Annotated in this window: 21 protein-coding genes; 10 read left to right on the top strand and 11 right to left on the bottom strand. The window is 63.3% G+C overall.

Annotation, left to right across the window (positions count from 1 at the left end; all coding sequences use genetic code 11):
- Positions 1 to 26 precede the first annotated feature (26 nt).
- From ACK3R5_RS00385 to ACK3R5_RS00370, 4 genes are all read left to right on the top strand, one after another.
- Entirely contained in the window at positions 27 to 605 is a 579-nt protein-coding gene (locus tag ACK3R5_RS00385; RefSeq protein ID WP_411967702.1) for a biotin transporter BioY, read from the top strand.
- Positions 606 to 626: 21 nt separating this feature from the next.
- Positions 627 to 1,334, top strand: a complete 708-nt coding sequence (locus tag ACK3R5_RS00380) for an energy-coupling factor ABC transporter ATP-binding protein (RefSeq protein WP_411967701.1) — start codon at positions 627 to 629, stop codon at positions 1,332 to 1,334.
- Complete coding sequence (locus ACK3R5_RS00375; protein WP_411967700.1) at positions 1,328 to 2,032, top strand: energy-coupling factor transporter transmembrane component T family protein; 705 nt, start codon at positions 1,328 to 1,330, stop codon at positions 2,030 to 2,032. Before ACK3R5_RS00380 ends, ACK3R5_RS00375 begins: the two co-directional genes overlap by 7 nt.
- 124 nt (positions 2,033 to 2,156) lie before the next feature.
- On the top strand, positions 2,157 to 4,274 hold the full coding sequence (locus ACK3R5_RS00370) for a (Fe-S)-binding protein (protein WP_411967699.1): 2,118 nt from the start codon (positions 2,157 to 2,159) through the stop codon (positions 4,272 to 4,274).
- An 18-nt stretch (positions 4,275 to 4,292) separates the two neighbouring features.
- Here the strand turns inward: ACK3R5_RS00370 and ACK3R5_RS00365 are convergent, their stop codons facing one another.
- Complete coding sequence (locus tag ACK3R5_RS00365) at positions 4,293 to 4,829, bottom strand: GNAT family N-acetyltransferase (RefSeq protein ID WP_411965113.1); 537 nt, start codon at positions 4,827 to 4,829, stop codon at positions 4,293 to 4,295.
- A gap of 135 nt (positions 4,830 to 4,964) precedes the next feature.
- Between ACK3R5_RS00365 and ACK3R5_RS00360 the strand changes: the two genes are divergently transcribed.
- Positions 4,965 to 5,804, top strand: coding sequence for an ABC transporter permease subunit (locus ACK3R5_RS00360; protein WP_411967698.1), 840 nt, complete (start codon positions 4,965 to 4,967; stop codon positions 5,802 to 5,804).
- Positions 5,805 to 5,924: 120 nt separating this feature from the next.
- Here the strand turns inward: ACK3R5_RS00360 and ACK3R5_RS00355 are convergent, their stop codons facing one another.
- The 6 genes from ACK3R5_RS00355 to ACK3R5_RS00330 all read right to left on the bottom strand — a co-directional run bounded on the left by ACK3R5_RS00355 (position 5,925) and on the right by ACK3R5_RS00330 (position 10,159).
- A complete protein-coding gene (locus ACK3R5_RS00355) occupies positions 5,925 to 6,377 on the bottom strand; it encodes a ferritin-like domain-containing protein (protein ID WP_411967697.1) in 453 nt (150 codons plus the stop codon).
- Between the two features lie 103 nt (positions 6,378 to 6,480).
- The gene (locus ACK3R5_RS00350; protein ID WP_411965110.1) at positions 6,481 to 6,855 is read right to left on the bottom strand and encodes a VOC family protein; all 375 of its coding nucleotides are present in this window, start codon (positions 6,853 to 6,855) and stop codon (positions 6,481 to 6,483) included.
- Positions 6,856 to 6,948: 93 nt separating this feature from the next.
- Positions 6,949 to 7,317, bottom strand: coding sequence for a ferredoxin family protein (locus tag ACK3R5_RS00345; protein ID WP_411965109.1), 369 nt, complete (start codon positions 7,315 to 7,317; stop codon positions 6,949 to 6,951).
- Between the two features lie 92 nt (positions 7,318 to 7,409).
- Positions 7,410 to 8,453: a PGF-CTERM sorting domain-containing protein gene (locus ACK3R5_RS00340; RefSeq protein WP_411967696.1), complete on the bottom strand. Its 1,044-nt coding sequence runs from the start codon at positions 8,451 to 8,453 to the stop codon at positions 7,410 to 7,412.
- Between the two features lie 144 nt (positions 8,454 to 8,597).
- A complete protein-coding gene (locus ACK3R5_RS00335) occupies positions 8,598 to 8,888 on the bottom strand; it encodes a hypothetical protein (protein ID WP_411965107.1) in 291 nt (96 codons plus the stop codon).
- Positions 8,889 to 8,995: 107 nt separating this feature from the next.
- Entirely contained in the window at positions 8,996 to 10,159 is a 1,164-nt protein-coding gene (locus tag ACK3R5_RS00330; RefSeq protein ID WP_411965106.1) for an acyl-CoA dehydrogenase family protein, read from the bottom strand.
- Positions 10,160 to 10,412: 253 nt separating this feature from the next.
- Here ACK3R5_RS00330 and ACK3R5_RS00325 point away from each other — a divergent pair, with 253 nt between their 5' ends.
- From ACK3R5_RS00325 to ACK3R5_RS00315, 3 genes are all read left to right on the top strand, one after another.
- Complete coding sequence (locus tag ACK3R5_RS00325; protein ID WP_411965105.1) at positions 10,413 to 10,682, top strand: type II toxin-antitoxin system HicB family antitoxin; 270 nt, start codon at positions 10,413 to 10,415, stop codon at positions 10,680 to 10,682.
- A 3-nt stretch (positions 10,683 to 10,685) separates the two neighbouring features.
- A complete protein-coding gene (locus ACK3R5_RS00320; protein WP_411967695.1) occupies positions 10,686 to 10,937 on the top strand; it encodes a type II toxin-antitoxin system HicA family toxin in 252 nt (83 codons plus the stop codon).
- A gap of 153 nt (positions 10,938 to 11,090) precedes the next feature.
- Entirely contained in the window at positions 11,091 to 11,261 is a 171-nt protein-coding gene (locus tag ACK3R5_RS00315) for a hypothetical protein (protein ID WP_411967694.1), read from the top strand.
- A 194-nt stretch (positions 11,262 to 11,455) separates the two neighbouring features.
- Here ACK3R5_RS00315 and ACK3R5_RS00310 read toward each other — a convergent pair whose 3' ends face one another.
- The 4 genes from ACK3R5_RS00310 to alaS all read right to left on the bottom strand — a co-directional run bounded on the left by ACK3R5_RS00310 (position 11,456) and on the right by alaS (position 16,647).
- Complete coding sequence (locus tag ACK3R5_RS00310) at positions 11,456 to 12,169, bottom strand: type 1 glutamine amidotransferase (protein ID WP_411967693.1); 714 nt, start codon at positions 12,167 to 12,169, stop codon at positions 11,456 to 11,458.
- A 101-nt stretch (positions 12,170 to 12,270) separates the two neighbouring features.
- Positions 12,271 to 13,044, bottom strand: a complete 774-nt coding sequence (locus tag ACK3R5_RS00305; protein ID WP_411967692.1) for an alpha/beta fold hydrolase — start codon at positions 13,042 to 13,044, stop codon at positions 12,271 to 12,273.
- Between the two features lie 88 nt (positions 13,045 to 13,132).
- Positions 13,133 to 13,711, bottom strand: coding sequence for a hypothetical protein (locus ACK3R5_RS00300; protein WP_411967691.1), 579 nt, complete (start codon positions 13,709 to 13,711; stop codon positions 13,133 to 13,135).
- A gap of 167 nt (positions 13,712 to 13,878) precedes the next feature.
- The gene (alaS, locus tag ACK3R5_RS00295; protein ID WP_411967690.1) at positions 13,879 to 16,647 is read right to left on the bottom strand and encodes an alanine--tRNA ligase; all 2,769 of its coding nucleotides are present in this window, start codon (positions 16,645 to 16,647) and stop codon (positions 13,879 to 13,881) included.
- Positions 16,648 to 16,769: 122 nt separating this feature from the next.
- Between alaS and ACK3R5_RS00290 the strand changes: the two genes are divergently transcribed.
- Complete coding sequence (locus ACK3R5_RS00290) at positions 16,770 to 17,255, top strand: TspO/MBR family protein (protein WP_411965098.1); 486 nt, start codon at positions 16,770 to 16,772, stop codon at positions 17,253 to 17,255.
- Between the two features lie 136 nt (positions 17,256 to 17,391).
- Positions 17,392 to 19,656, top strand: coding sequence for a GAF domain-containing protein (locus ACK3R5_RS00285; RefSeq protein WP_411967689.1), 2,265 nt, complete (start codon positions 17,392 to 17,394; stop codon positions 19,654 to 19,656).
- Positions 19,657 to 19,663: the final 7 nt, after the last annotated feature.

Raw genomic sequence — 19,663 nt, 5'->3', positions numbered from 1 at the left:
ATTGGGTTTACGAGACAGCGACGTGCATGGCAACTGAACACGAGTCTGTCGAACTCGTCGGCGACGAACTCGTCGGCAACGTCGCCCGTGCGGCCCTCTTTGCGGCGCTCATGGGTGCCGGTGCGTACGTCTCGTTCCCCAACCCGATTTCACCGATTCCGGTGACGCTACAGGTGCTCGTCGTCTTCCTCGCAGGTATCTTCCTCGGCCCCGTCTGGGGCGGCGCCTCGATGCTCTTGTATCTCGTCGCCGGCGCTGCCGGTGCGCCCGTCTTCGCCGGTGGGTCTGCCGGTGTGGGTGCGCTCGTCGGCCCGACTGCAGGCTACCTCTGGTCGTACCCCATCGCCGCCGCCGTCGTCGGGGCCATCGTCCACGGGGGCGTCGAACTCGGTGACTACCGCGTCGGCACCGTCCGCCTCGTCGGGGCGATGGTCGTCGGCACCGCCGTCATCTACGCCCTCGGCGTGATTGGCTTCGCGTACGTCCAGAACGTCGGCCTCGTCGCCGCCTTCTGGACCGCCGCCGCGGCGTTCATCCCCGCCGAGGCGTTCAAGATAGCCGCCGCCGTCGGCATCGTCCGCTCGGACGCCATCGCCGCCGAGTAACCGGACACCCACCACCAACTCATGATTGAGACTCGTGGCCTCGTCCACCGATACGGCGACAGCGCCGCAGTCGATGGAATCGACCTCACTATCGACGACGGCGAGTGTGTCGTCCTCGCGGGGGCGAACGGGTCGGGCAAGACGACGCTCGTCCGCCACTTCAACGGCCTCCTCGAACCCGACGAGGGGTCAGTCGCAGTCAATGGCATCGACGTGGCCGAGAACCTCGTCGCCGCGCGAACCGCCGTGGCGATGGTGTTCCAACACCCCGAAGACCAACTCGTCGCGGCAACCGTCGGTGCAGACGTCGCCTTCGGCCCGGAGAACCTCGGCCTCTCACACGACGAAATCGACACCCGCGTCCGCGAGTCGCTCGCCGCCGTCAACCTCGACGGGCGACGCGACGAACGCGTCGACGCGCTCTCGGGCGGCGAAGTCGAACGCCTCGCTATCGCCGGCGCACTCGCGATGGACCCCGACCACCTCGTCTTGGACGAACCCTTCACCGGCCTCGACGAACCCTCGCGACAGTCCGTGCTCGCCCGTCTTCGAGAACTCCGCGCGTCGGGGACGAGTCTCGTCGTCGTCACTCACGACCTGCGGGACGTGACGGAACTCGCAGACCGGGTCGTCGTTCTGTCGGACGGGCGCGTCGCCCTCGACGACACACCCGACGCGGCCACAGACCGTCTCGCCGACCTCGGCATCCGCCCACCCCCATCGTGTTGACGTACGAACCCGGCGACTCGTTCGCCCACCGTCTCGACCCACGAGCGAAACTCGCCGTCCAGATTGCGTTCGCGGCGGCCGGACTCGCCCACACCACGCCGGTCGGTTTGACCGCCCTCGGTGTCGTCGCCGCACTCAGTCTCGTCGCGGCGGAGACGTCCCCGCTTTCGGCGCTCCACTCGCTCCGCTACGCCGTGCCGTTTCTCGTCGTCGCACCTGTGGTCGAAGCAGTCCGTCTCGGTGCACCGTGGTTCGACCCCGCGGCGGCCGTCGACCCCGCCCTCGCGAGTATTCGGATTCTGCTCGTCTTCCTCGTCGCCGCCGCCTACGTCAGGACGACGCCCGTCCGCGACTCGCGGGCGGCGATTCAGCGACTCGTTCCGGGGCGTCTCGGCGTCGTCCTCGGGATGAGTGTCGCCCTCGTCTTCCGATTTCTCCCGCTCGTCCGCCGTGACCTACGTCGCGTCCGAGAGGCACAGGCGGCACGCCTCGGGAGTGAGCGACGACTCGACGAACGACTCTCGCTCGTCGCGGCGGGTGGCCTCCGCCGAGCGTTCGGCCGCGCAGATTCGCTCGCGCTCGCCCTCCGAGCGCGGTGTTTCGCGTGGAACCCGACGCTTCCTACCCTCCAGTTCACGCGGCGTGACGTGCCTGCCCTCGCAGTCGCCGTGGGCCTGTTGGTCAGCGTCGCCGTCTAGCGAATCGACACAACTCACCGAAAGTGGAGTGTTGCGCGTCGAGACGGGGATTGAACGCAGACACCGGACCTGCAAACTAGACGACAGTGGTAAGATTTAACATCTGGTTCTCCGGTGATTGATTATGGTATTTGCGGCGCAGGCGGAGGTCACTCGGGAGACCTTCTGGACTATCAGCCCGGTGGGTGAGGCCCTCTTTTACGGCCTCGCCGGTATCGCGTCCCTCGTCTTTCTGTACGGGGTGTACGACCGATTCGTGCGCTACGCACTCGGTGAACCCGACCCGTTCGACCGACTATCCGACCTCCCGAACCGGATAGTTCGCGCGACGAGAGTCGTCTTCACCAACGAGAACCAGTTCAAACGCGACCGGTACGCCGGCGTGATGCACGGACTCATCATGTGGGGCTTCCTGACGCTCCTCATCGGGACCACGATTCTCGCTATCGACATGGACATCTGGACGAAGCTCCTCTCGCAGGAGTCCTTCTTCGTCGGCGACTTCTACCTCTCGTACTCCTTCGTGATGGACTTCATGGGCCTCGCGTTCGTCGTCGGCGTCGGCATGGCGATTTGGCGGCGCTACGGTGTCCGCCACCCGCGTCTGTGGGGCAAACACACGAGTTTCGAAGACGACGCGTTCGTCTGGACGCTCTTCCTGCTCGGCGTCGGCGGGTACGTCCTCGAAGGAATCCGCATCGTCGGCACCGAGTTCCCCGAGTTCGAGACGGTGAGCTTCGTCGGCTACTTCGTGGCCATCGTCTTCGACACCGCCGGCATGGGTCAGGGCCTCGCCCAGACGCTCTACTGGTTCGGCTGGTGGTCCCACGCACTGCTCGCGCTGGCGTTCGTCGCCGCCGTCCCGTACGCCAAACCGCTCCACATGCTCACCTCCTTCGCCAACATCGTCACCGCCGACGAGAAGGCCGGCAAACGCCTCCCGAAGGTGCCCGCAGACGCCTCTCCCGAGGAGATTGGCTACGTCTCTGAAGACGACTTCTCGTGGAAGGCGATGCTCGACTTCGACGCCTGTACGAAGTGTGGCCGCTGTTCGGACGCCTGTCCGGCGAAAGCGTCCGGTCGCAACCTCGACCCGCGTGACGTCATCTTAGACCTGAAGACCTACCGCGATTCGATTGCCGACGGCGGCGAATCTATCGACATCGTCGCCGACGGCGGCACCTCCGTCATCGCCAGCGAGTCGATGGAGTCGTGTATGGCATGTATGGCCTGCATGGATGCCTGTCCGGTCGAAATCGAACACCTGACGCACTTCACCGAGATGAACCGCCGCCTCACCGAGACGGGCCAACAGCAAGAACCCGTCCAGGAGGCCATGATGAACATCTTCTCGAACGGCAACGCGTTCGGTGACCCACAGCGTAAGCGCCCAGAGTGGACCGACGAACTCGACTTCGAGGTGCCCGACGCCCGCGAGGAGTCCGTCGAGTTCCTCTGGTACGTCGGTGACTACCCGTCCTACGACGAACGCAATCGCAACGTCGCTCGCTCGATGGCCCGCATCTTCGAGGAGGCGGGCGTCTCCTACGGCATCCTCTACGAGGACGAACAGCACGACGGCAACGACGTGCGCCGCGTCGGCGAAGAGGGCCTCTTCGAGATGCTCGTCGAGGACAACGTCGCCGCGATGGACGACTGCGACTTCGAGAAAATCGTCTGTACGGACCCCCACTCGTACAACACGTTCAAAAACGAGTATCCGGAGATGGACGACTCCTTCGACTCCCCGGTGTTCCACTACACGCAACTCGTCGAAGAACTCGTCACCGAGGGCCGTCTCGGCCTCTCGGGGACCGAACTCTCCGCACAGACCGTCACCTACCACGACCCGTGTCACCTCGGCCGGTACAACGGCGAGTACGAGGCACCCCGCGAAGTCATCCGTGCGACGGGCGTCTCGCTCGCCGAGATGCCGCGCAACCGCGACGAATCCTTCTGTTGCGGCGGCGGCGGCGGTGGCCTCTGGTTAGACCAGGAAGAAGAGTCGAAACCCTCCGAAGAACGCCTGCGTGAGGCGCTCGAAGACACCGAGGCCGGCAACTCGGTGGAACGCTTCGTCGTCGCCTGCCCGATGTGTGGGACGATGTACGAAGACGGACGGAAGACCGGCGACTACGAAGACGATATCGACATCGTGGATATCTCGGAACTCATCGTCGAAGCGCTCGACACGAAGGCAGGCGCGGTTGGGTCGGAGACGACGCCCGCGTCCGCCGACTGACCCACCTCGCGCCGCAGGTCACGTCGCATTTTTCCAGTCCGTTTCGAGCAGTCCGTAGACGACCCTGTCGACGTACTCGCCGCGAACGAAGTAGTGGTCGCGTTGCCGGCCTTCCTGCTCGAACCCGAGCGATTCGAGGAGTCCGCGCGACGGGTCGTTCGTCGCCAACGCGCCCGCGACGAGTTTGTGGAGTCGTCGCTCGTCGAACGCGTAGTCGACGAGAAGTTCGGCCGCTTCGGTTCCGTACCCCTTCCCCTGTTCGTCGGGCGCGAACCACGCCGCGATTCGTGCCCGCCCGGAGTCGTGTTGCAGGTCGAACAGTGAGACGAATCCGATTGGGTCACCATCGACGGACACGACGAGGTTGACACCGCTGTCGTCGGAGATGTAGCCCTCGAACTCCGATTCGAGTTGCTCGCGGTTCTGGGGGAGTGCTCGCGGCATCCAGCGCCTGATTTCGGGGTCGTTTCGGTGCGTCTGCAGGAAGTCGAGATGCTCGCGCTCGACGGTTCGGAGCGTCACCTCGTCGCCAGCGAGAAAAGTCGAACCGGGCATACTCACCACCTCGAAAAGTGACGGCAAGTGTCTTCTGTTTGATGGTTCGGGACAGACCGAGAGACGAGAGCGGTATCCACGGGTCGGTGCCAGCCCCACCAAAAGTCAATTATCTAACCAGTTCGTGCGTCCTCTATGGGCTTCCCCGCCGTCGTCAGAAAGGACTTCCGCGACTCCGTCCGCTCGTTTTGGTTGCAGTTCACCACGGCGATATTCGTCGTCTTCGCCGTCGGCCTCGCGTCGATACAGTGGATACCCGTCATGTACCAGAGTAGCCCTGTCGAGACGAGCACACTCGCACTGTTGAACAGCATGCGTCAACCGACGGTGTTCATGGTGCCACTCATCAGTCTGATAGTGGCCTACGACACCGTCGTCGGTGAGCGCGAGAGCGGGAGTCTTCGACTCCTGTTAGGCCTTCCGAACTCCCGTGCAGCAGTCGTGTTCGGGAAGTTCGTCGGACGGACGGGCGTCATCACGGTGTCGATACTCGTCGGTTACGCCTGTGCCGCGCTCATCGCGTTCGCGACGTACGAGTCGTTCGACGCCGGTATCTTCGTCCGATACACGCTTCTCACCGTGTTCTACGGGACCGTCTACGTCGCACTCGCCACGGGGTTCTCGGCGGGGATGCAGTCCAGACAGCGAGCGTTCGTCGGCGCGGGCGGCCTGTACGCGCTCGTCATCTTGCTGTGGGACGTCCTTCTGTTCGTCCTCCAGATGGTGATTTACGGACAGGAGATTCCCGAAAACGGGTTGCCCGACTGGTTCAAATTCATCGGGATGCTCAATCCATCGACGGCGTTCATGCACGCCGCACGGGCAGTGATTCCCGAGTACAGAGAGATTACGTTCTACCCGGAGGGAACCGCGTTCTACCTGGACGACTGGGTTGGGTTCGCCATCCTCTTCTGTTGGGGGGCGATTCCGCTCGTCCTCGGCTATCTCTGGTTCGAGCGGACAGACCTCCAGTGACCGGAAACCGAACTTGGCAGTGGCGATACGCTCGCGTGGGAACGGTGGATACTGTCAAAAACAGCGGGTCGAACGGGCCGGGTGTCCGACCGAGTCGGAACCGTCGTCTCTCTCGGTCGGTTATTCGCGCTGGTACTCTTTCTTGAACCCGCGGAACTCGGTGCGGTGGGCTTCCTCGTCGCCGAGGAGCGTCACTGCCAGGTCCTCCGTGACCGGGTCGTTCGCCTCGCGGGCAGCCTCGATGAGCGAGCGGTAGGTGTCGATTGCGCCCTCCTCGGCCGCGAGGACGCCGTTGATGACCGACAGCACGTCCGTACTGTCTTCCGGGGGTTGCAGGTCGTGTTGCCGCGCTTCGAACGTCCCAGAACCCGGTGGTTTCTCGTCGAGTTGCTTCAGTCGGTCACCGAGTTGTTGTGCGTGGGTGAGTTCCTCCTGGATGTCCGCTTTGAGCGACTCCTTTATCTCCTCGGCCCGGACGCCGTCGAGGACGATGGAGTTCGTCATGTAGTTCATTACCGTCTCGATTTCGTCCTGATAGGCGCGCTTCAACAGCGCAGTTACGTCCTCAGACATAGCGACCCGATATTGACGCTCTGGCAACAAATAGTTGTTCGCCGGCGGGAGTTCGTCCGGTAGCACAAGACGGAATACCCCGTCGAAATCCGCCGAGTGGGGTTCAATCGTCGAATTCGACCAACTCTACGACGTACCCGTCGGGGTCTTTGACGAACGCGGCGGTGGCGTTCGCCGGGTCGATATACTGCGGCGGTTTCACCACGTCGGGGCGTTCCGCTTCGAGGAGTTCCTCGAAGACGCGTTCGACGTCGTCGACTTCGAGTGCGACGTGGTCGATACCCGACGGTTCGACCCGTTCCGACGAGGTGGGGTCGTACTTCAGTTGGAGTTCCATGTCGGTGTCGTCGCTGCCGATGTAGACGTTCCGAACCCCTCCGAGTTCGAACTCGTTGGTCTGTTCGAGGCCGAGTTCGGCGTAGAAGTCGAGCGTCGAGTCGAGGTCCGAGACGACGAGTGCGGTGTGGATGAGACCCATACCCGATGCCACGCGTTCGGACGGGATAAAATCGGGAGTCCGCGTCAGAACTCAGCAGGCGGTGTTCGTCGTCGGGCGGCGTCGCCGGCGATATCAGGCCTGCCGGGAGGCGTCCACGTCGATGGCGTCCACCGGACAGATATCGACACAGAGCATACAGTCGATACACTGGTCTTCGTTCGTCGGTTCGACCTTCACCTCGCTTTCGGGGTGGCCGGGCGTATCGACCCACGTGAACACGTCGACGGGGCAGTTTTCGAGACACGCGCCGTCGGCGAGGCAGATGTCGTAGTCGACGGCGACGTGCGTCCCGTGGATACCGAGTTTCTCCGGCGGGTCGACGGGTCCCCAGACGGCGACACCGTCACCAAACTCTGTTTGGTTTGCCGACGAACGAAGTTCGTCCAGCTTTTCGGTCCCCTCTCGTTCTCGGTTCGAATCGAAGTTCGGGTCGATAGCCATGTCGAGTGGTCTTCACGGGGTGTCGTACTAAAGCGTCTCCATCGACGTCGGAAAAATCGCTGGACAGGGACGGGGTCGAGAGTTTCGTACAGTCAGTCCCGTCCCGCGACGAATCCTGCCACGACGAGTGCGATACCTGCGAGGAGGGCGCCGAATCCGGGTAATTCGCTCGTGGTGGTCGGGGCGGGCGTCGTCGTGGTGGTCGGTTGGTGGGTCGGCGTCTCGTCCGTCGCTGCAGTCGTCTTGGTCGTCACTGCAGTCGTCTCGGTCAGGTCTTCGGCGACGACGAGTGTTCCGATGTCGACGACGGTGCCGTCTACCGTGAGACTGAGGTCGTACTCGGTGCCCGCGACGACTGTCGTGGCCGACCCGGACCGAGAGACGTTCCGGAGTCGGTCACCGTCCGAAACCGAGAGGTACTGTTGCGGTGACGTCGCCGTCGTCGCGGCATCGATGGTGACGTTGGCGTGCCCGTCGCCGTCGGCGTCGACGACGTCGGCAGAGGCGTCGAGTCCGGTGTCGTCCGACGCGACGGTGACCGTCACGACGTCGGTGTCAGCACCGAACTGAACCGGAATCGTCGCCACACCATCCGAACCCGCGTCCGCGACGACGATGCTGTCGGCGAACCCGAGTTCGACTGCCGGCGTCGTCGGGGACGACGTGACCGTCTCGTTCGGTGGGGCCGCCGAGAGCAACTGCAGTGACGACGTATCCGCCGGGTCGTCGAACGACCCGACGCGCAACTGGTACTCGCCGGCGTCGAGTCGACTCGAGAGGCGGTCGGTGTCCCGTGTGACGCTCTCGACTGAGTCGTCGCCCGCGACGGTGATGGCCTCGTCGGGAGACACCTGTCCTGCAGTCGCCGTGTCGAGTTCCACGGTGACTTCGCCGTCGTCGTCGCTATCGGTGACCGTCGCGTGGACGAGGAAGTTCGCTTTCTCGCTACCGACGTGGACGTCGAAGGTGCCCGTCACCGTGTCGGGAACGTCGACAGTGATTTCGACGACGTCGCCCTGTGTTCCTTCGTACACCGATTCTGTAAACTCGTACTGTGCGTTGGCGGCACCTGCGGGAATCGCCGTGGTTACGAGGACCACGAGGAGGGCCGCTGTCGCTACGCTGGAGGGACGCATCAAAAGATAGTTGTCTGACAGATAATAAAATTGTTACTGAATTGGAATGTGGTCTCAGTCGGAGAGTTTGGCGTGACCGAGAGACGCCTCTCGGTAGTCACGTCGGCAGTGTCGAGAAAAGCGACGACAGCGGTCTATGCGGCGCTACACCTGTGCCGCCTCGATGTGGTCGAGGACGTGGGAGATGTAGTGCTGGTCGCGGGTCGGCGCGATACCGCGATACGCACGGAGTGAGTCTACGATATAGTCGAGTTCGGCGCTATCGAAGTCTTCCTCGCCCGCTTCGACCCGTTCGAGCAGGCCAGGTGCGGGGTTCGGGTCTTCGTCTGCGTCGACTGCTCGCTCGATGGCCTCCAGTAAGGCGGCGTGGACGACCCACGCCTCCTCGCGAGAGAGGTCGAGCGCCGCTGGACGGTCCTGGGCCGATGTCGTCATTGTCTGTCTCTACGATACACTACGACCGTGGAAATATAAATGTATGTGTACTGTTGTCACAGCCCACGCACGACTCCGAAAGCGGAGAGGTCACGCAGTCTCCTGCGTCACTCGAACGCTTCGATTCCCGTCAGGTCGGCACCTATCACGAGCGTGTGGATGTCGTCGGTGCCTTCGTAGGTGTAGACAGTCTCGATGTTCTCCATGTGGCGCATCGGCGAGTAGTCGGTGGTGATGCCGTTTCCGCCGAGCACTTCGCGGGCGGTTCGCGTCACGTCGCGCGCGACGCGGACGTTGTGGCGCTTCGCCATCGAGACGTGCTGGTGGCGCAAGTCGCCGCGTTCTTTGAGTTCTGCGAGGCGATGGGCCTGCAACTGTGCGTTCGTGATTTGCGTCGCCATCTCCGCGAACTTCCCCTGCTGGAGTTGGAACCGCGCGATTGGGCCGCCGAACTGCTCTCGGTCTTTGGCGTACTGGAGTGCGTCCTCGAAGGCGTCACGTGCCGCACCGACGACGCCCCACGAGATGCCGTAGCGCGCCTGCGTGAGACACGACAGCGGACCTTTCATCCCTTCGACGCCGGGGAGCACGTCGTCTTCAGAGACCCAGACGTCGTCGAGCCCGATTTCGCCCGTCACGGACGCGCGCATCGAGAGTTTGTCCTCGATTTTGTTCGTCGTCACGCCGTCGCGGTCCGTCTCGACGAGGAAACCGCGCACTGGCGACCCCTCGGCGGACGTCTCTCGCGCCCAGACGACGGCCACGTCCGCGATGGGAGAGTTCGTAATCCACGTCTTCGACCCGTTGAGCACGTATCCGTCGGCGTCCTTCTCGGCGCGCGTCTCCATCGCCGAGGGGTTCGACCCGTGTTGTGGTTCGGTCAACCCGAAACAGCCGACTGCCTCACCGGTTCCGAGTGCCGGAAGCCACTTCTCTTTCTGCTCGTCGGACCCGTAGGCGTGGATTGGGTAGATGACGAGCGACCCCTGCACGCTCGCCATCGACCGGAGTCCCGAGTCGCCCGCTTCGAGTTCCTGCATCAACAGACCGTACGCACGGTCACCGAGTCCGGGGAGTCCGTAGCCTTCGAGATTGGGCGCGTAGAACCCGAGTTCCCCCATCTCGGAGATGAGTTCCGTCGGGAACGTCCCCTGCTCGAAGTGCTCGCCGATGTCGGGTTTGACCTTGTCTTCGACGAAGCGTCGGGCCTCGTCGCGGACGAGTTTCTCTTCCCCGGTCAGGTCCTCCTCCAGTCCTAGATAATCGAGCATGATACTTCGTCGGTATGGGGCGGTGAAAAACGATTCGTTCGCGTGAGAACTGGTGGCACGATACAGGTGTCGAACGGCTCTGTCGAAGTCCTCGATTGAGGATACGTTTCCGGTGCCGTGCTGAATGCAGGGCGTAAGTTGGTCATCAAGTTTGTTCGAATATGAGCATCTGCTTGGCGAAATTACGTGCTCGTCTTCGGGCGAGAGCAGTATGCCGAATGCTTATACAGTTCATCCGGCAACTATGAGTAAGATGGCCAGTTCGACTCGGAACGGCGACGCCAACGATGGCGAGATTCGTCTCTGGCAAGAGGACGGCTGGTGGATCGCGAAGGACGTCGATACGGGCGTGACCACACAGGGTGAGTCCAGAGAAGAAGCACTGAATAACCTCGACGATGCTGTCGCAGTCCACACCGGGAAGCGTGGACGCGAACCGACGGACGAAGAACTTCGTGCACTAGGAATCGACCCCGCGAACAACACCACTGGTGACCAAGAACCGCCGGACGTCCTCGACTAATCGATGGGGCGGCGAACGTTCTCCGGGATGGAGGTAGTGAAGGTTCTAGTCAACGTCGGTGGGTTCGAGTGGCGACGAACGACTGGGGACCACGCTCAACTGTACTACGAGCACCCGACGAACGAAGCTGACCGTCGACAGGTGACCGTCCCGCTGCATAGCGAGCTACGCACCGGGACGCTCCGAAGTATCGCTGAGAGTGCCGGAGCACACGATTTCGATGCCTTCTGTGAGTGGATAGACGAAAACGCCTAATCTCGCAAGGAAGAGGCGGGTCTAATCGCTATTGTCGAATCGTGAGTCCGCTTTCTCGTTCGTGCTGAATACAGCGCGCGAGTCGGTCATCGAATAAGAAAGAACGGTGACAGTATCGGAACCGTTAGACGGGAACCACACATTCCACCAATAATGGATGTTAAACAGGCGATTCTCGTCGAGTTGTTCGCATTAGTGCTAGTTACATTTGGAGGATTCTACTGGCTTGTCGAGCCCGGAAGCAGTTTCCAGCTGGTGGTCAATCTAGGAATAGTCGTCGGCGCGGTTGGGGTGGTTGCAGGGTTCGTAGGCGAGAGTGAATAACTCAACCGTTCATCACGCGAATCTTGTCTCTATATCGAACTCGCTTTCTGCTGAACTCATCCTCTGTCTTTGTCACGCCACCTCTGTCAACCTATGTGGATTTCGACAGAGCCTGTCGAACCGAGACACGAGGCGCGAGACGAGAGTGAGGCGGGGAAGAGAGAAAGACGTGGACTCAGAGGCGGGCCAACGACTCAGGCCGCCCGGTTCGCCGACGCCGAGCGAACGTCGTTCACGTACGCGACGAAGTTGTCGAACAGGCGTTTCGTCTCACAGGCGGCGTCGTAGTTCTCCGAGGAGATGCCGTCGAGGACGGACCGAATCTGCTCGTCGGGGAGGAAGTCCTTCGAACGCGCGATGTGCTCTGCAGTCTTCGTGTCGTACTCTGGGTGGAACTGGACGCCGAACGCGTGGTGACGGCGGAACGCGTGGACGCCGTACTCGTTTTCGGCGAGCAGGTCGGCACCGGACGGAAGTTCGACGACGGTGTCGCCGTGCGACGTGAACACGGTGAATCGCTCGCCGATGCCCGCGAGCAGGTCGTCCCCCTCGTCGGTCGTAGTCCGCCGGATTTGGTTGTAGCCCAGTTCGAAGGCACCCATGTCGTCGACGCTGCCGCCGAGCGCCTCGGCGACGACCTGATGGCCGAAACAGACGCCGAAGAGTGGAATCCCCCGGTCGTCCGCCTCGGCGACGTACGAGACGAGCGCCCGAATCCACTCGTCGTCCCAGTAGACTGACGACGCCGACCCCGTGACGACGATACCGTCGTAGTCGAAGTGGTCGGGGAGGACGCCCTCGGTCACGTCGTACTCGACGAGGTCGGCATCTAGTTCACGTCTGAAGTTGCGCCGGGTGTTCTCGTCGCCGTGGGACGCGTCCAAGAAGGCGAGTCGAGGTCGGTTCATTGAAGATAAACAGTAGGTGCGGGACGAAAGAAGTTGCGACGAGAGGGCATCTGCCGACGACGGTGACAGACGAGTGCGGAACCGCGACGAGCGTGTCGCCGTCAGTCGTCGAGCGATTCGAGAAAGCCGACGAGTGCGTCGTTGACGAGACGTGACCGCTCGACGGTGACGAGGTGGTGTGCGCCGTCGAACGATTCGAACCGCCCTCGTGGCAGGCCGTCTGCGAGGGCGCGCCCGCCTTCGACTGGCCAGACGGGGTCCGCAGTGCCGTGAACGACGAGCGTCGGCACCGTCACCTCGTAGAGTGGGCCGGCGTCGTAGTCCGCGATAGCGGCAGTTTGTGCCGTCCACGCGTCAGGCGTCGCGTCTTCCACCGCTCGCCACTCGACGATTCGTTCGACCACGTCGGGTTGCTCCTCGCGGAACTCGTCGGAGAGCGCCGGCGTGAGCGACTCGCGGAGCGCGCGAGCGTCCGACGGCGCGCCGTAGAGTGGGTCGGCATCGACGTCCGCACCCGACGCTGCGGTGCCGACGAGGGTCAGACTCCGAACTCGGGACGTCGTCTGTGCGGCCGCCAATCCGACCATCCCGCCGAGGCCCAGACCGACGACGTGCGCCTTTCGAACGCCTGCATCCGAGAGAATCGCCTCCAAATCGGCGACGAGCATCTCGACGGAGTACGGGCCGGGCGGTGCGTCGGAGCGACCGGTCCCTCGGAGGTCGGTTACGAGTGCTTCGTATGGCCCCGTGACTGCGGCGTACTGCCATCCCCACTGCCAGCCACCGTATCCCGCGTCGCCGACGAAGACGACTGTCTCACCGTCGCCGTCCGTCTCGTAGTAGAGGTCGGTCCCATCTCTCGATGCCGTTGGCATACCCGCAGGTCGGCGGGCGACGGACTTAGGCGTGGCCGTCTGGGCGGGCGACTCGGACGTTCGTCACCGAACGGAGACGTCCCACTCCTCATCTGGTGACGATGTCCCACTCGTCGCCGGAGCGACGGGCGATGGCGTCGAACACCGACGAGAGCGTGTGGACAGTCTTGTCGTCCTGCGTGACGGGGTCCAGGAAGAAGACGCCGTATCCATCGACGTTGGCGATGCGCGTCGTCAGCGTGTGGACGAACTTGAATATCGACTGTAATCCGGCGTACTGAAAGAGGATGGTGAGCGAGTCGAAGACGACGATTGGCGTCGTCGCGTCGTCTCCGTCGGCGTCGGCCTCCCACCGAGAGAGGTGCTTCGTCGCCTTCATCCCGAGTCCGGTCAGGTCCGCCGGCGAGGTGACCTGCTCGACCTCGTCGGCACCGACTGCGTCGGCGTCGCGCGTCTCCGTCGTGACGGCGACGAGTTCCGTCGGCCGAATAGCCAGTCGCTCCTCCCAGTCGTCGGGGTTCCCCGTGCTTCGTGGCGTGAAATCGACCGCGAGCAGTCGCGGGTTCGGGACGGCAGTGAGTGCGAGTGGTTCCGAGCAGATATCACTGTCGAGAACGAGCACTGACCGGGCCGTGTCGTCGTCCAGCGGAATCTCCTCAGAACCCATAGCGACACATACCCACGTTTTCGCACTTAGATGTACGCATTAGTGCCCAAAACGCGAAAATGAACCAGAGAAACCCCATATTCTCCGGTCCGAGGAGTTTCGAGTCTGACCGCCTGTCACTCCGGGCCGTCTCTAAAATCAGATGTGAGAATTAGACGAGGGGTTGGTTAGGCGTTCAGGACGTTCTTGAGGACGTCGGACGCCTCGTCGAGGACGTCGTCGAGGGCGTCGACGTTCGGGCCGCCACCCTGCGCGAAGTCGGCCGGGCCGCCGCCGCCACCACCGACTTTCTGCGCGAGTTGGCCGACGACCTGTCCGGCGTTGATGCCGACGCCGTCGGGGACACCCACGACGAACTGTGCGGACCCGCCTGCGGCGGACCCGAGGACGGCGACTTTGCCTTCTTCGACGAGGGCGTTGGCCGTCGCACGGAGTTCGTCTGCGTCACTGTCGAGTCGCTGGATGACGGCGGGCGTGCCGTCGATATCGACTTCGTCGGCACCCGCGGCGGCGCGCGCCTCCGCGAGTTCCGTCTTGAGTCGGTCGATGGTCTTGCCGCGTTCTTTCCACTCGGTGAAGAAGCGCTCGGCCGTCTCGGGCACGTCTTCGGGGTTCACGTCGAGGACGGCACCGGCCTCGTAGAGCGCGTCTTCGGTGCGCTGGGTGGCCTCGATGGCCGCGTCGCCGGCAGCGAAGACGACGCGTTCGACGCCGTCTTGCACCGGTTCGGTGTTCAGCACTTTGATGGCGCCGATGTCGCCGGTTCGCTTGACGTGGGTCCCACCACACGCCTGCACGTCACTACCGACGTGGATGAGGCGAATCTTCTCTCCCGGCGGGATACCGCCCTGATAGAGGTCGAATCCGTATTTGTTCTCGGCGTCGTTCCGGTCGGGCCACTCCTGTTTGACCGGGATGTTGCGCATCACGAGTTCGTTGGCGACGCGCTCGATTTGCTTGACTTCCTCGCGGGTGATTCGCTCGTAGTGCGACACGTCGAGGCGCGAGCGGTCGACACCTTTCGAGGCACCGGCCTGCCGGATGTGGTCACCGAGGACCGTCCGGATGGCGTGGCCGATGACGTGTGTCGCCGTGTGGTGTCGCATCAAGCGGCGACGGCGCTCCACGTCGAGTTGACCGCGGACGAACTCGCCCTTGCCCGGGTCCTCGTCGGTGCGGTGGAGCACCACGTCGCCTTCTATCTGCACGTCGCTCACTTCGACCGTCGCGTCGTCCGTCGAGAGCGTCCCGTGGTCGGCGGGTTGGCCACCGCCTTCGGGGTAGAACATCGTCTGGTCTAAGACCACGTCGTACCCCTCCTCGCGTTCGAACACGTCCAAGACGACGGCTTCGAACTCGGTTCGCTCCTGGTCGTCGTAGTAGAGTTTGTCCGTCGCGGGGAGGTTACCGAGGCGTTCGTCCTGTTCGGCCGTCACCGCCTCGCTGTCGACCTGTTCGTGGCGGTCCGCGACGAGCGAGTAGAAGTCGTCGGGGATATCCACCGTCGCACCGCGCTCCTCGGCGATATCCTGAACCATGTCGGGTTGGATGCCGTGGGAGTCGTACAGTTCGATGAGTTCGTCCACCGGGATGGGTTCGCCCTTCTCGGCGTACTCGTCGGCGAGTTGCTGGACGCGTCGCGACCCGCGTTCGAGCGTCTTTCTGTACTTGCGCTCTTCACTGCGGACGATGTCGCGGATGGTGTCGCGGTTCTGGTAGTCCAGTCGCTCGGCCTGCATGTCCACGAGTTCGTCGAGGGGAGCGTCCACGCCGAGGTTGTCGACGAGGCGCTTGGTGCGGCGAAGCACCATGCGGGCGAGATAGCCCGTCCCGACGTTCGACGGGACGATGCCGTCACCGAACATGTACGCGAGCGTGCGGCAGTGGTCGGCGATAGCGTAGATGTCTTCGAGGGGGCGGAGCAGCGAGGTGAGTGTCTCCTCGTCGACGTCGAGTTCGCCTGCGACTTCGGCGCGTGCCGTCGCCAGGTCGTCGATTTCGTCGATGTCGAGGTGGCCCGAGAGTTTCGCCGCGCGGTGGATGAGTTCTTCTTCCTCGTCGGTGTGTTCGATGCCGGCGTTCTCCTTGAGGAAGTCTATCATGTCGGGGTAGACGGCCTCGTAGACTGTCGGCGTCCCCTGAGAGACCCACGTCCACCGTTCGAGGCCGTACCCCGTGTCGACGATGTACGTGTCCATCGGCGCGTAGTTGTTCCCGTCTTTGAGTTCGTACTCGCCGTCTGGGTCCTGCTTCATCGACATGAAGACGAGGGTGGCGAGTTCCGCGCCGCGGTAGAGCACTTCGAACGCCGGGCCGGCGTTGCCGCCACCGACCCACGGGTCTTCGATGTAGGTGATTTCGGAGATGTCGGCACCGAGCGATTCGAAGAACTCGTCGCAGAGGCGGACCGTCTCGTCCTTCCAGTAGACTTCGCCCGAGTAGGCGTACTCGTCACCGGCCTCTTCGCGGGCGTTGAACGCGTGGTGAGCCATCATCTCGAACGCCATCGTGTGGCGTCCGGTCTTGCCCACGTTGTCGATGTCCTGCATCCGGATACAGGGTTGCGAGATGGTCAGCGGGTTCGCCGGCGGCGGCGTCTCGCCGGACGTGACGAGTGGCTGGAAGTCGTAGATAGACGCCTGCGTCAAGAGAACGTCGTCACGCCAGCGGTTCGCGGCGACTGGATAGGGGTCGATTCGCTCGTGGTCGTGTTCTTCGAAGAACGAGAGGAACTTCTCTCGCATCTCCTCTAAGGTGTACTCCTGGTCGAATCCGGGGTTGTCGATGAACGTGTAGTCGTCCGCCGGGGGTTCGCCACACGTCTCTCGGTCCGGGTCACGCGTCCAGAAGTACACGCCCGTCACGGGGCACTGCTTCCGGTAGAAGCCCTCCTCTTCGAAATAGTCGAGGCGGTACTCCGCTTCGAGTTCGCTCATTGCCAAAGTCTGGTCTACCGTCGGGTAAAACAGTTCCGGGAAATAGCCGGAGACGCCCGATTCCGGGCAATATCGACCACACCGGCCGTGTCGTTCATTTCCTCGCGGGCGTATACAGTAGTATGGAACTCGCATCCGTCCGCCGCCGACCCGCCGTCGAACTCCTCGCGTGGGTCGTCCTCGCGCAACTCGCCGGTGCCGTCGGGAGCGTCTTCACTGTCACCGCAATCGACTCGTGGTACGCCACCCTCGTCAGACCGGAGTTCGCACCGCCGAACTGGGTGTTCGGCCCCGTTTGGATAACGCTCTTTACGCTGATGGGCGTCGCCGCATTCCTCGTCTCTCGGAGTGGTCACCCCCGCAGTCGCCGGGCGCTCGCCATCTTCGGCGGCCACCTCGTCGTCAACGTCGCGTGGTCGTTCGCGTTCTTCGGACTCCAGTCGCCGGCGACGGGTCTCGTCGTCATCGTCGTCCTCCTCGGGGCGATTCTCGCGACCATGCGCGAGTTCGCACTCGTGGACCGACGGGCCGCCGCCCTCCTCGTCCCGTATCTCCTGTGGGTCTCGTTCGCGACGGTTCTCAACTACGGATTCTGGTCGCTCAACTGACCGACGGCGGCCAACCGACCGTCACGACTGCGGACTGTCGGACGCGGCCAACCTATCGAGAAATCGGGCAGGTGCTTGAGACGGGAGAACATGCCGCAACGGTTATATTTCTCGTTATCCTCGGATAACGAAACTCGTGCACGCGGCGGAACTGGTAGTAGTCGTCGACAGCGATTTCGACTGCGACGTCGACCTCGGGCCGGAGGTCACGATTGCGTCGATGAGCGACGGTTTAACGTCTGAAACTCCCGCCTGCGTCGTCGTCACCGACCCGGACGCGACGCCCTCCGACCGCGCGCCGACGATTCTGTACACCGATACCGACCCCAGCGACGTCGACTCACCCGGCCGATTCGACGGTTACGTCCGACGCGGCGACACAGAGTCACTCCAGACGCAGATTCAGTGGCTTCTCTCACAGCGCTCCGGCGACGCCGTCGGCGACAGCGCCGGCACAGAACGGGACCGACTGAAACGACTCTACGAGGGGACGACGGAACTCATCACCGCCGAGACTGTCGACGAACTGTACGACCGGGCAATCGGACTCGCAGAACACATCCTCGAGTTCGACAACACCTCGTTCGTCGTCCACGAGGACGACGGGTTCTACATCCGCGCGAACAGCGAAGACATGGTCGGGACCGGACCGATACCGACCGACCTGGGGATTCTCGGGGAGACGTACCAGACACAGGAGTCGTATCTCGTCGACGACATCCAGAGTCATCCGAACGCCGCACCGAACGACCCGGCGTATCGGTCCGTGGTGAGCGTCCCGATGGGCGAGACGGGCGTCTTCCAGGCGATTTCGAACGAGAAGGACGCCTACGACGAGACGGACCTGCGACTGGCCGAACTCCTCGTCTCGTACGTCTCGGAGACGCGGGCACGTATCGAGACGGAGGCGGCGATGCGTCACAGTCGCGAGCAAATCGAGCGTCTCCATCACGGTGCGACCGAACTGGCCGCGACGACGAGCCTCACCGAACTGTTCGAACGCACCGTCGAGATTACCGACGACATCCTCGACTTCCACCTGAGTTACATCGGCGTAATCGAAGGCGACGAAATCGTCCCGACGGCCATCTCCTCGGACGCCCCCGAGGACGGTGCAGAACGCGTCTCAGTCGACGAAGAAGGAGGCATCGCCGCCAAGACGTACCGAACCGGCGAGACGCAACTCGTCGAGGACATCGCCAGCGACTCCGACGCCAAACCGGTGAAACGGACGTATCGCTCCGGATTGAGCGTCCCAATCGCCGACATCGCCGTCTTTCAGGCCGCGTCGTACGTCCCGAACGCGTTCGACGAAACCGACGCGGAGTTGACCGAGTTGCTCATGGCCCACGTCGCCGTCACCGCCGACCGTATCGAGGCGGAGTCTCACCTCCGCGAAGAACGCGACCGGTCCAGCGCCCTCTTCGCACACGTCTCCGACGCGGCAGTCGCCTACGACGTCGAAGACGGCGTCGTCACCGTCACGGACGTCAACCGAGCGTTCGAGGACATCTTCGGATACGACGCCGTCGACGTGGTCGGCACCGACCTCCTCGGACGAGTGGTTCCGCCAGCGACTGCGACGGCGGCCGACGCCGACGATGGCGACGACATCCCCGAACTGCGCGTCGCGGTGGGGGAGAGTTACCGTGGTGAGGTTCGCCGCCGGGCCGACGAAGGCATCCGCGAGTTCATCCTGAACGTCGTTCCGTTGTCGCCCGGCGAAGAACGCGGGTCTGGATACGCCATCTACACCGACATCACCGAGCGCAAGGAGCGCGAAGAAGAGTTAGAACGGCAGAACGAGCGCCTCGAAGAGTTCGCGAACATCGTGAGTCACGACCTGCGAAACCCACTCGGCGTCGCTCGCGGCAACCTCGAACTCGCCCGTGCGACCGGCGAAGACGAACGCTTCGACACGGTGGAGAACGCACTCGACCAGATGGAGGCGCTCGTCGACGACCTGCTGTCGCTCGCTCGACGTGGTCAACTCGTCGACGAGACGATGCCAATCGACCTTCGGACCGTCGCCAAGCAAGCGTGGGCGAGCGTCGAGTCGGCGAACGCGACGTTACAGACGGCCGAGGGAACCGTCGTGGACGCCGACGAAGACCGACTCGCGGAACTGCTCGGCAACCTGTTTCGGAACGCAATCGAACACGGCGGCGACGACGTCACCATCGACGTCGGCGGCGTCGACGGTGGGTTCTACATTCAGGACGATGGCCCCGGTATCGAACCGGAGCGACGCGACTCGGTGTTCGAACCCGGTGAGACGACCGGTGACGACGGTATCGGCTACGGACTCACAATCGTGGAATCTATCGCCGAGGCGCACGGGTGGACGGTCCTCGTGACCGACAGTCCCGACGGTGGGGCGCGGTTCGAGTTCCGAACGTGACGGCCGC

This window comes from Haloferax sp. YSSS75 (genome assembly GCF_046764215.1).
In the GTDB taxonomy this organism is placed as follows: domain Archaea; phylum Halobacteriota; class Halobacteria; order Halobacteriales; family Haloferacaceae; genus Haloferax.
The sequence above is the reverse complement of the archived record's forward strand: the minus strand, read 5'-3'. Positions and strand labels throughout refer to the sequence as shown.

What these genes read in the sequence shown, in the direction of transcription:
- ACK3R5_RS00385 (WP_411967702.1), top strand. Translation starts at nt 27, where the DNA reads ATGGCAACTGAACACGAGTCTGTCGAACTCGTCGGCGACGAACTCGTC.
- ACK3R5_RS00380 (WP_411967701.1), top strand. Translation starts at nt 627, where the DNA reads ATGATTGAGACTCGTGGCCTCGTCCACCGATACGGCGACAGCGCCGCA.
- ACK3R5_RS00370 (WP_411967699.1), top strand. Translation starts at nt 2,157, where the DNA reads ATGGTATTTGCGGCGCAGGCGGAGGTCACTCGGGAGACCTTCTGGACT.
- ACK3R5_RS00365 (WP_411965113.1), bottom strand. Translation starts at nt 4,829, where the DNA reads ATGCCCGGTTCGACTTTTCTCGCTGGCGACGAGGTGACGCTCCGAACC.
- ACK3R5_RS00360 (WP_411967698.1), top strand. Translation starts at nt 4,965, where the DNA reads ATGGGCTTCCCCGCCGTCGTCAGAAAGGACTTCCGCGACTCCGTCCGC.
- ACK3R5_RS00355 (WP_411967697.1), bottom strand. Translation starts at nt 6,377, where the DNA reads ATGTCTGAGGACGTAACTGCGCTGTTGAAGCGCGCCTATCAGGACGAA.
- ACK3R5_RS00350 (WP_411965110.1), bottom strand. Translation starts at nt 6,855, where the DNA reads ATGGGTCTCATCCACACCGCACTCGTCGTCTCGGACCTCGACTCGACG.
- ACK3R5_RS00345 (WP_411965109.1), bottom strand. Translation starts at nt 7,317, where the DNA reads ATGGCTATCGACCCGAACTTCGATTCGAACCGAGAACGAGAGGGGACC.
- ACK3R5_RS00340 (WP_411967696.1), bottom strand. Translation starts at nt 8,453, where the DNA reads ATGCGTCCCTCCAGCGTAGCGACAGCGGCCCTCCTCGTGGTCCTCGTA.
- ACK3R5_RS00335 (WP_411965107.1), bottom strand. Translation starts at nt 8,888, where the DNA reads ATGACGACATCGGCCCAGGACCGTCCAGCGGCGCTCGACCTCTCTCGC.
- ACK3R5_RS00330 (WP_411965106.1), bottom strand. Translation starts at nt 10,159, where the DNA reads ATGCTCGATTATCTAGGACTGGAGGAGGACCTGACCGGGGAAGAGAAA.
- ACK3R5_RS00325 (WP_411965105.1), top strand. Translation starts at nt 10,413, where the DNA reads ATGGCCAGTTCGACTCGGAACGGCGACGCCAACGATGGCGAGATTCGT.
- ACK3R5_RS00320 (WP_411967695.1), top strand. Translation starts at nt 10,686, where the DNA reads ATGGGGCGGCGAACGTTCTCCGGGATGGAGGTAGTGAAGGTTCTAGTC.
- ACK3R5_RS00315 (WP_411967694.1), top strand. Translation starts at nt 11,091, where the DNA reads ATGGATGTTAAACAGGCGATTCTCGTCGAGTTGTTCGCATTAGTGCTA.
- ACK3R5_RS00310 (WP_411967693.1), bottom strand. Translation starts at nt 12,169, where the DNA reads ATGAACCGACCTCGACTCGCCTTCTTGGACGCGTCCCACGGCGACGAG.
- ACK3R5_RS00305 (WP_411967692.1), bottom strand. Translation starts at nt 13,044, where the DNA reads ATGCCAACGGCATCGAGAGATGGGACCGACCTCTACTACGAGACGGAC.
- ACK3R5_RS00300 (WP_411967691.1), bottom strand. Translation starts at nt 13,711, where the DNA reads ATGGGTTCTGAGGAGATTCCGCTGGACGACGACACGGCCCGGTCAGTG.
- alaS (WP_411967690.1), bottom strand. Translation starts at nt 16,647, where the DNA reads ATGAGCGAACTCGAAGCGGAGTACCGCCTCGACTATTTCGAAGAGGAG.
- ACK3R5_RS00290 (WP_411965098.1), top strand. Translation starts at nt 16,770, where the DNA reads ATGGAACTCGCATCCGTCCGCCGCCGACCCGCCGTCGAACTCCTCGCG.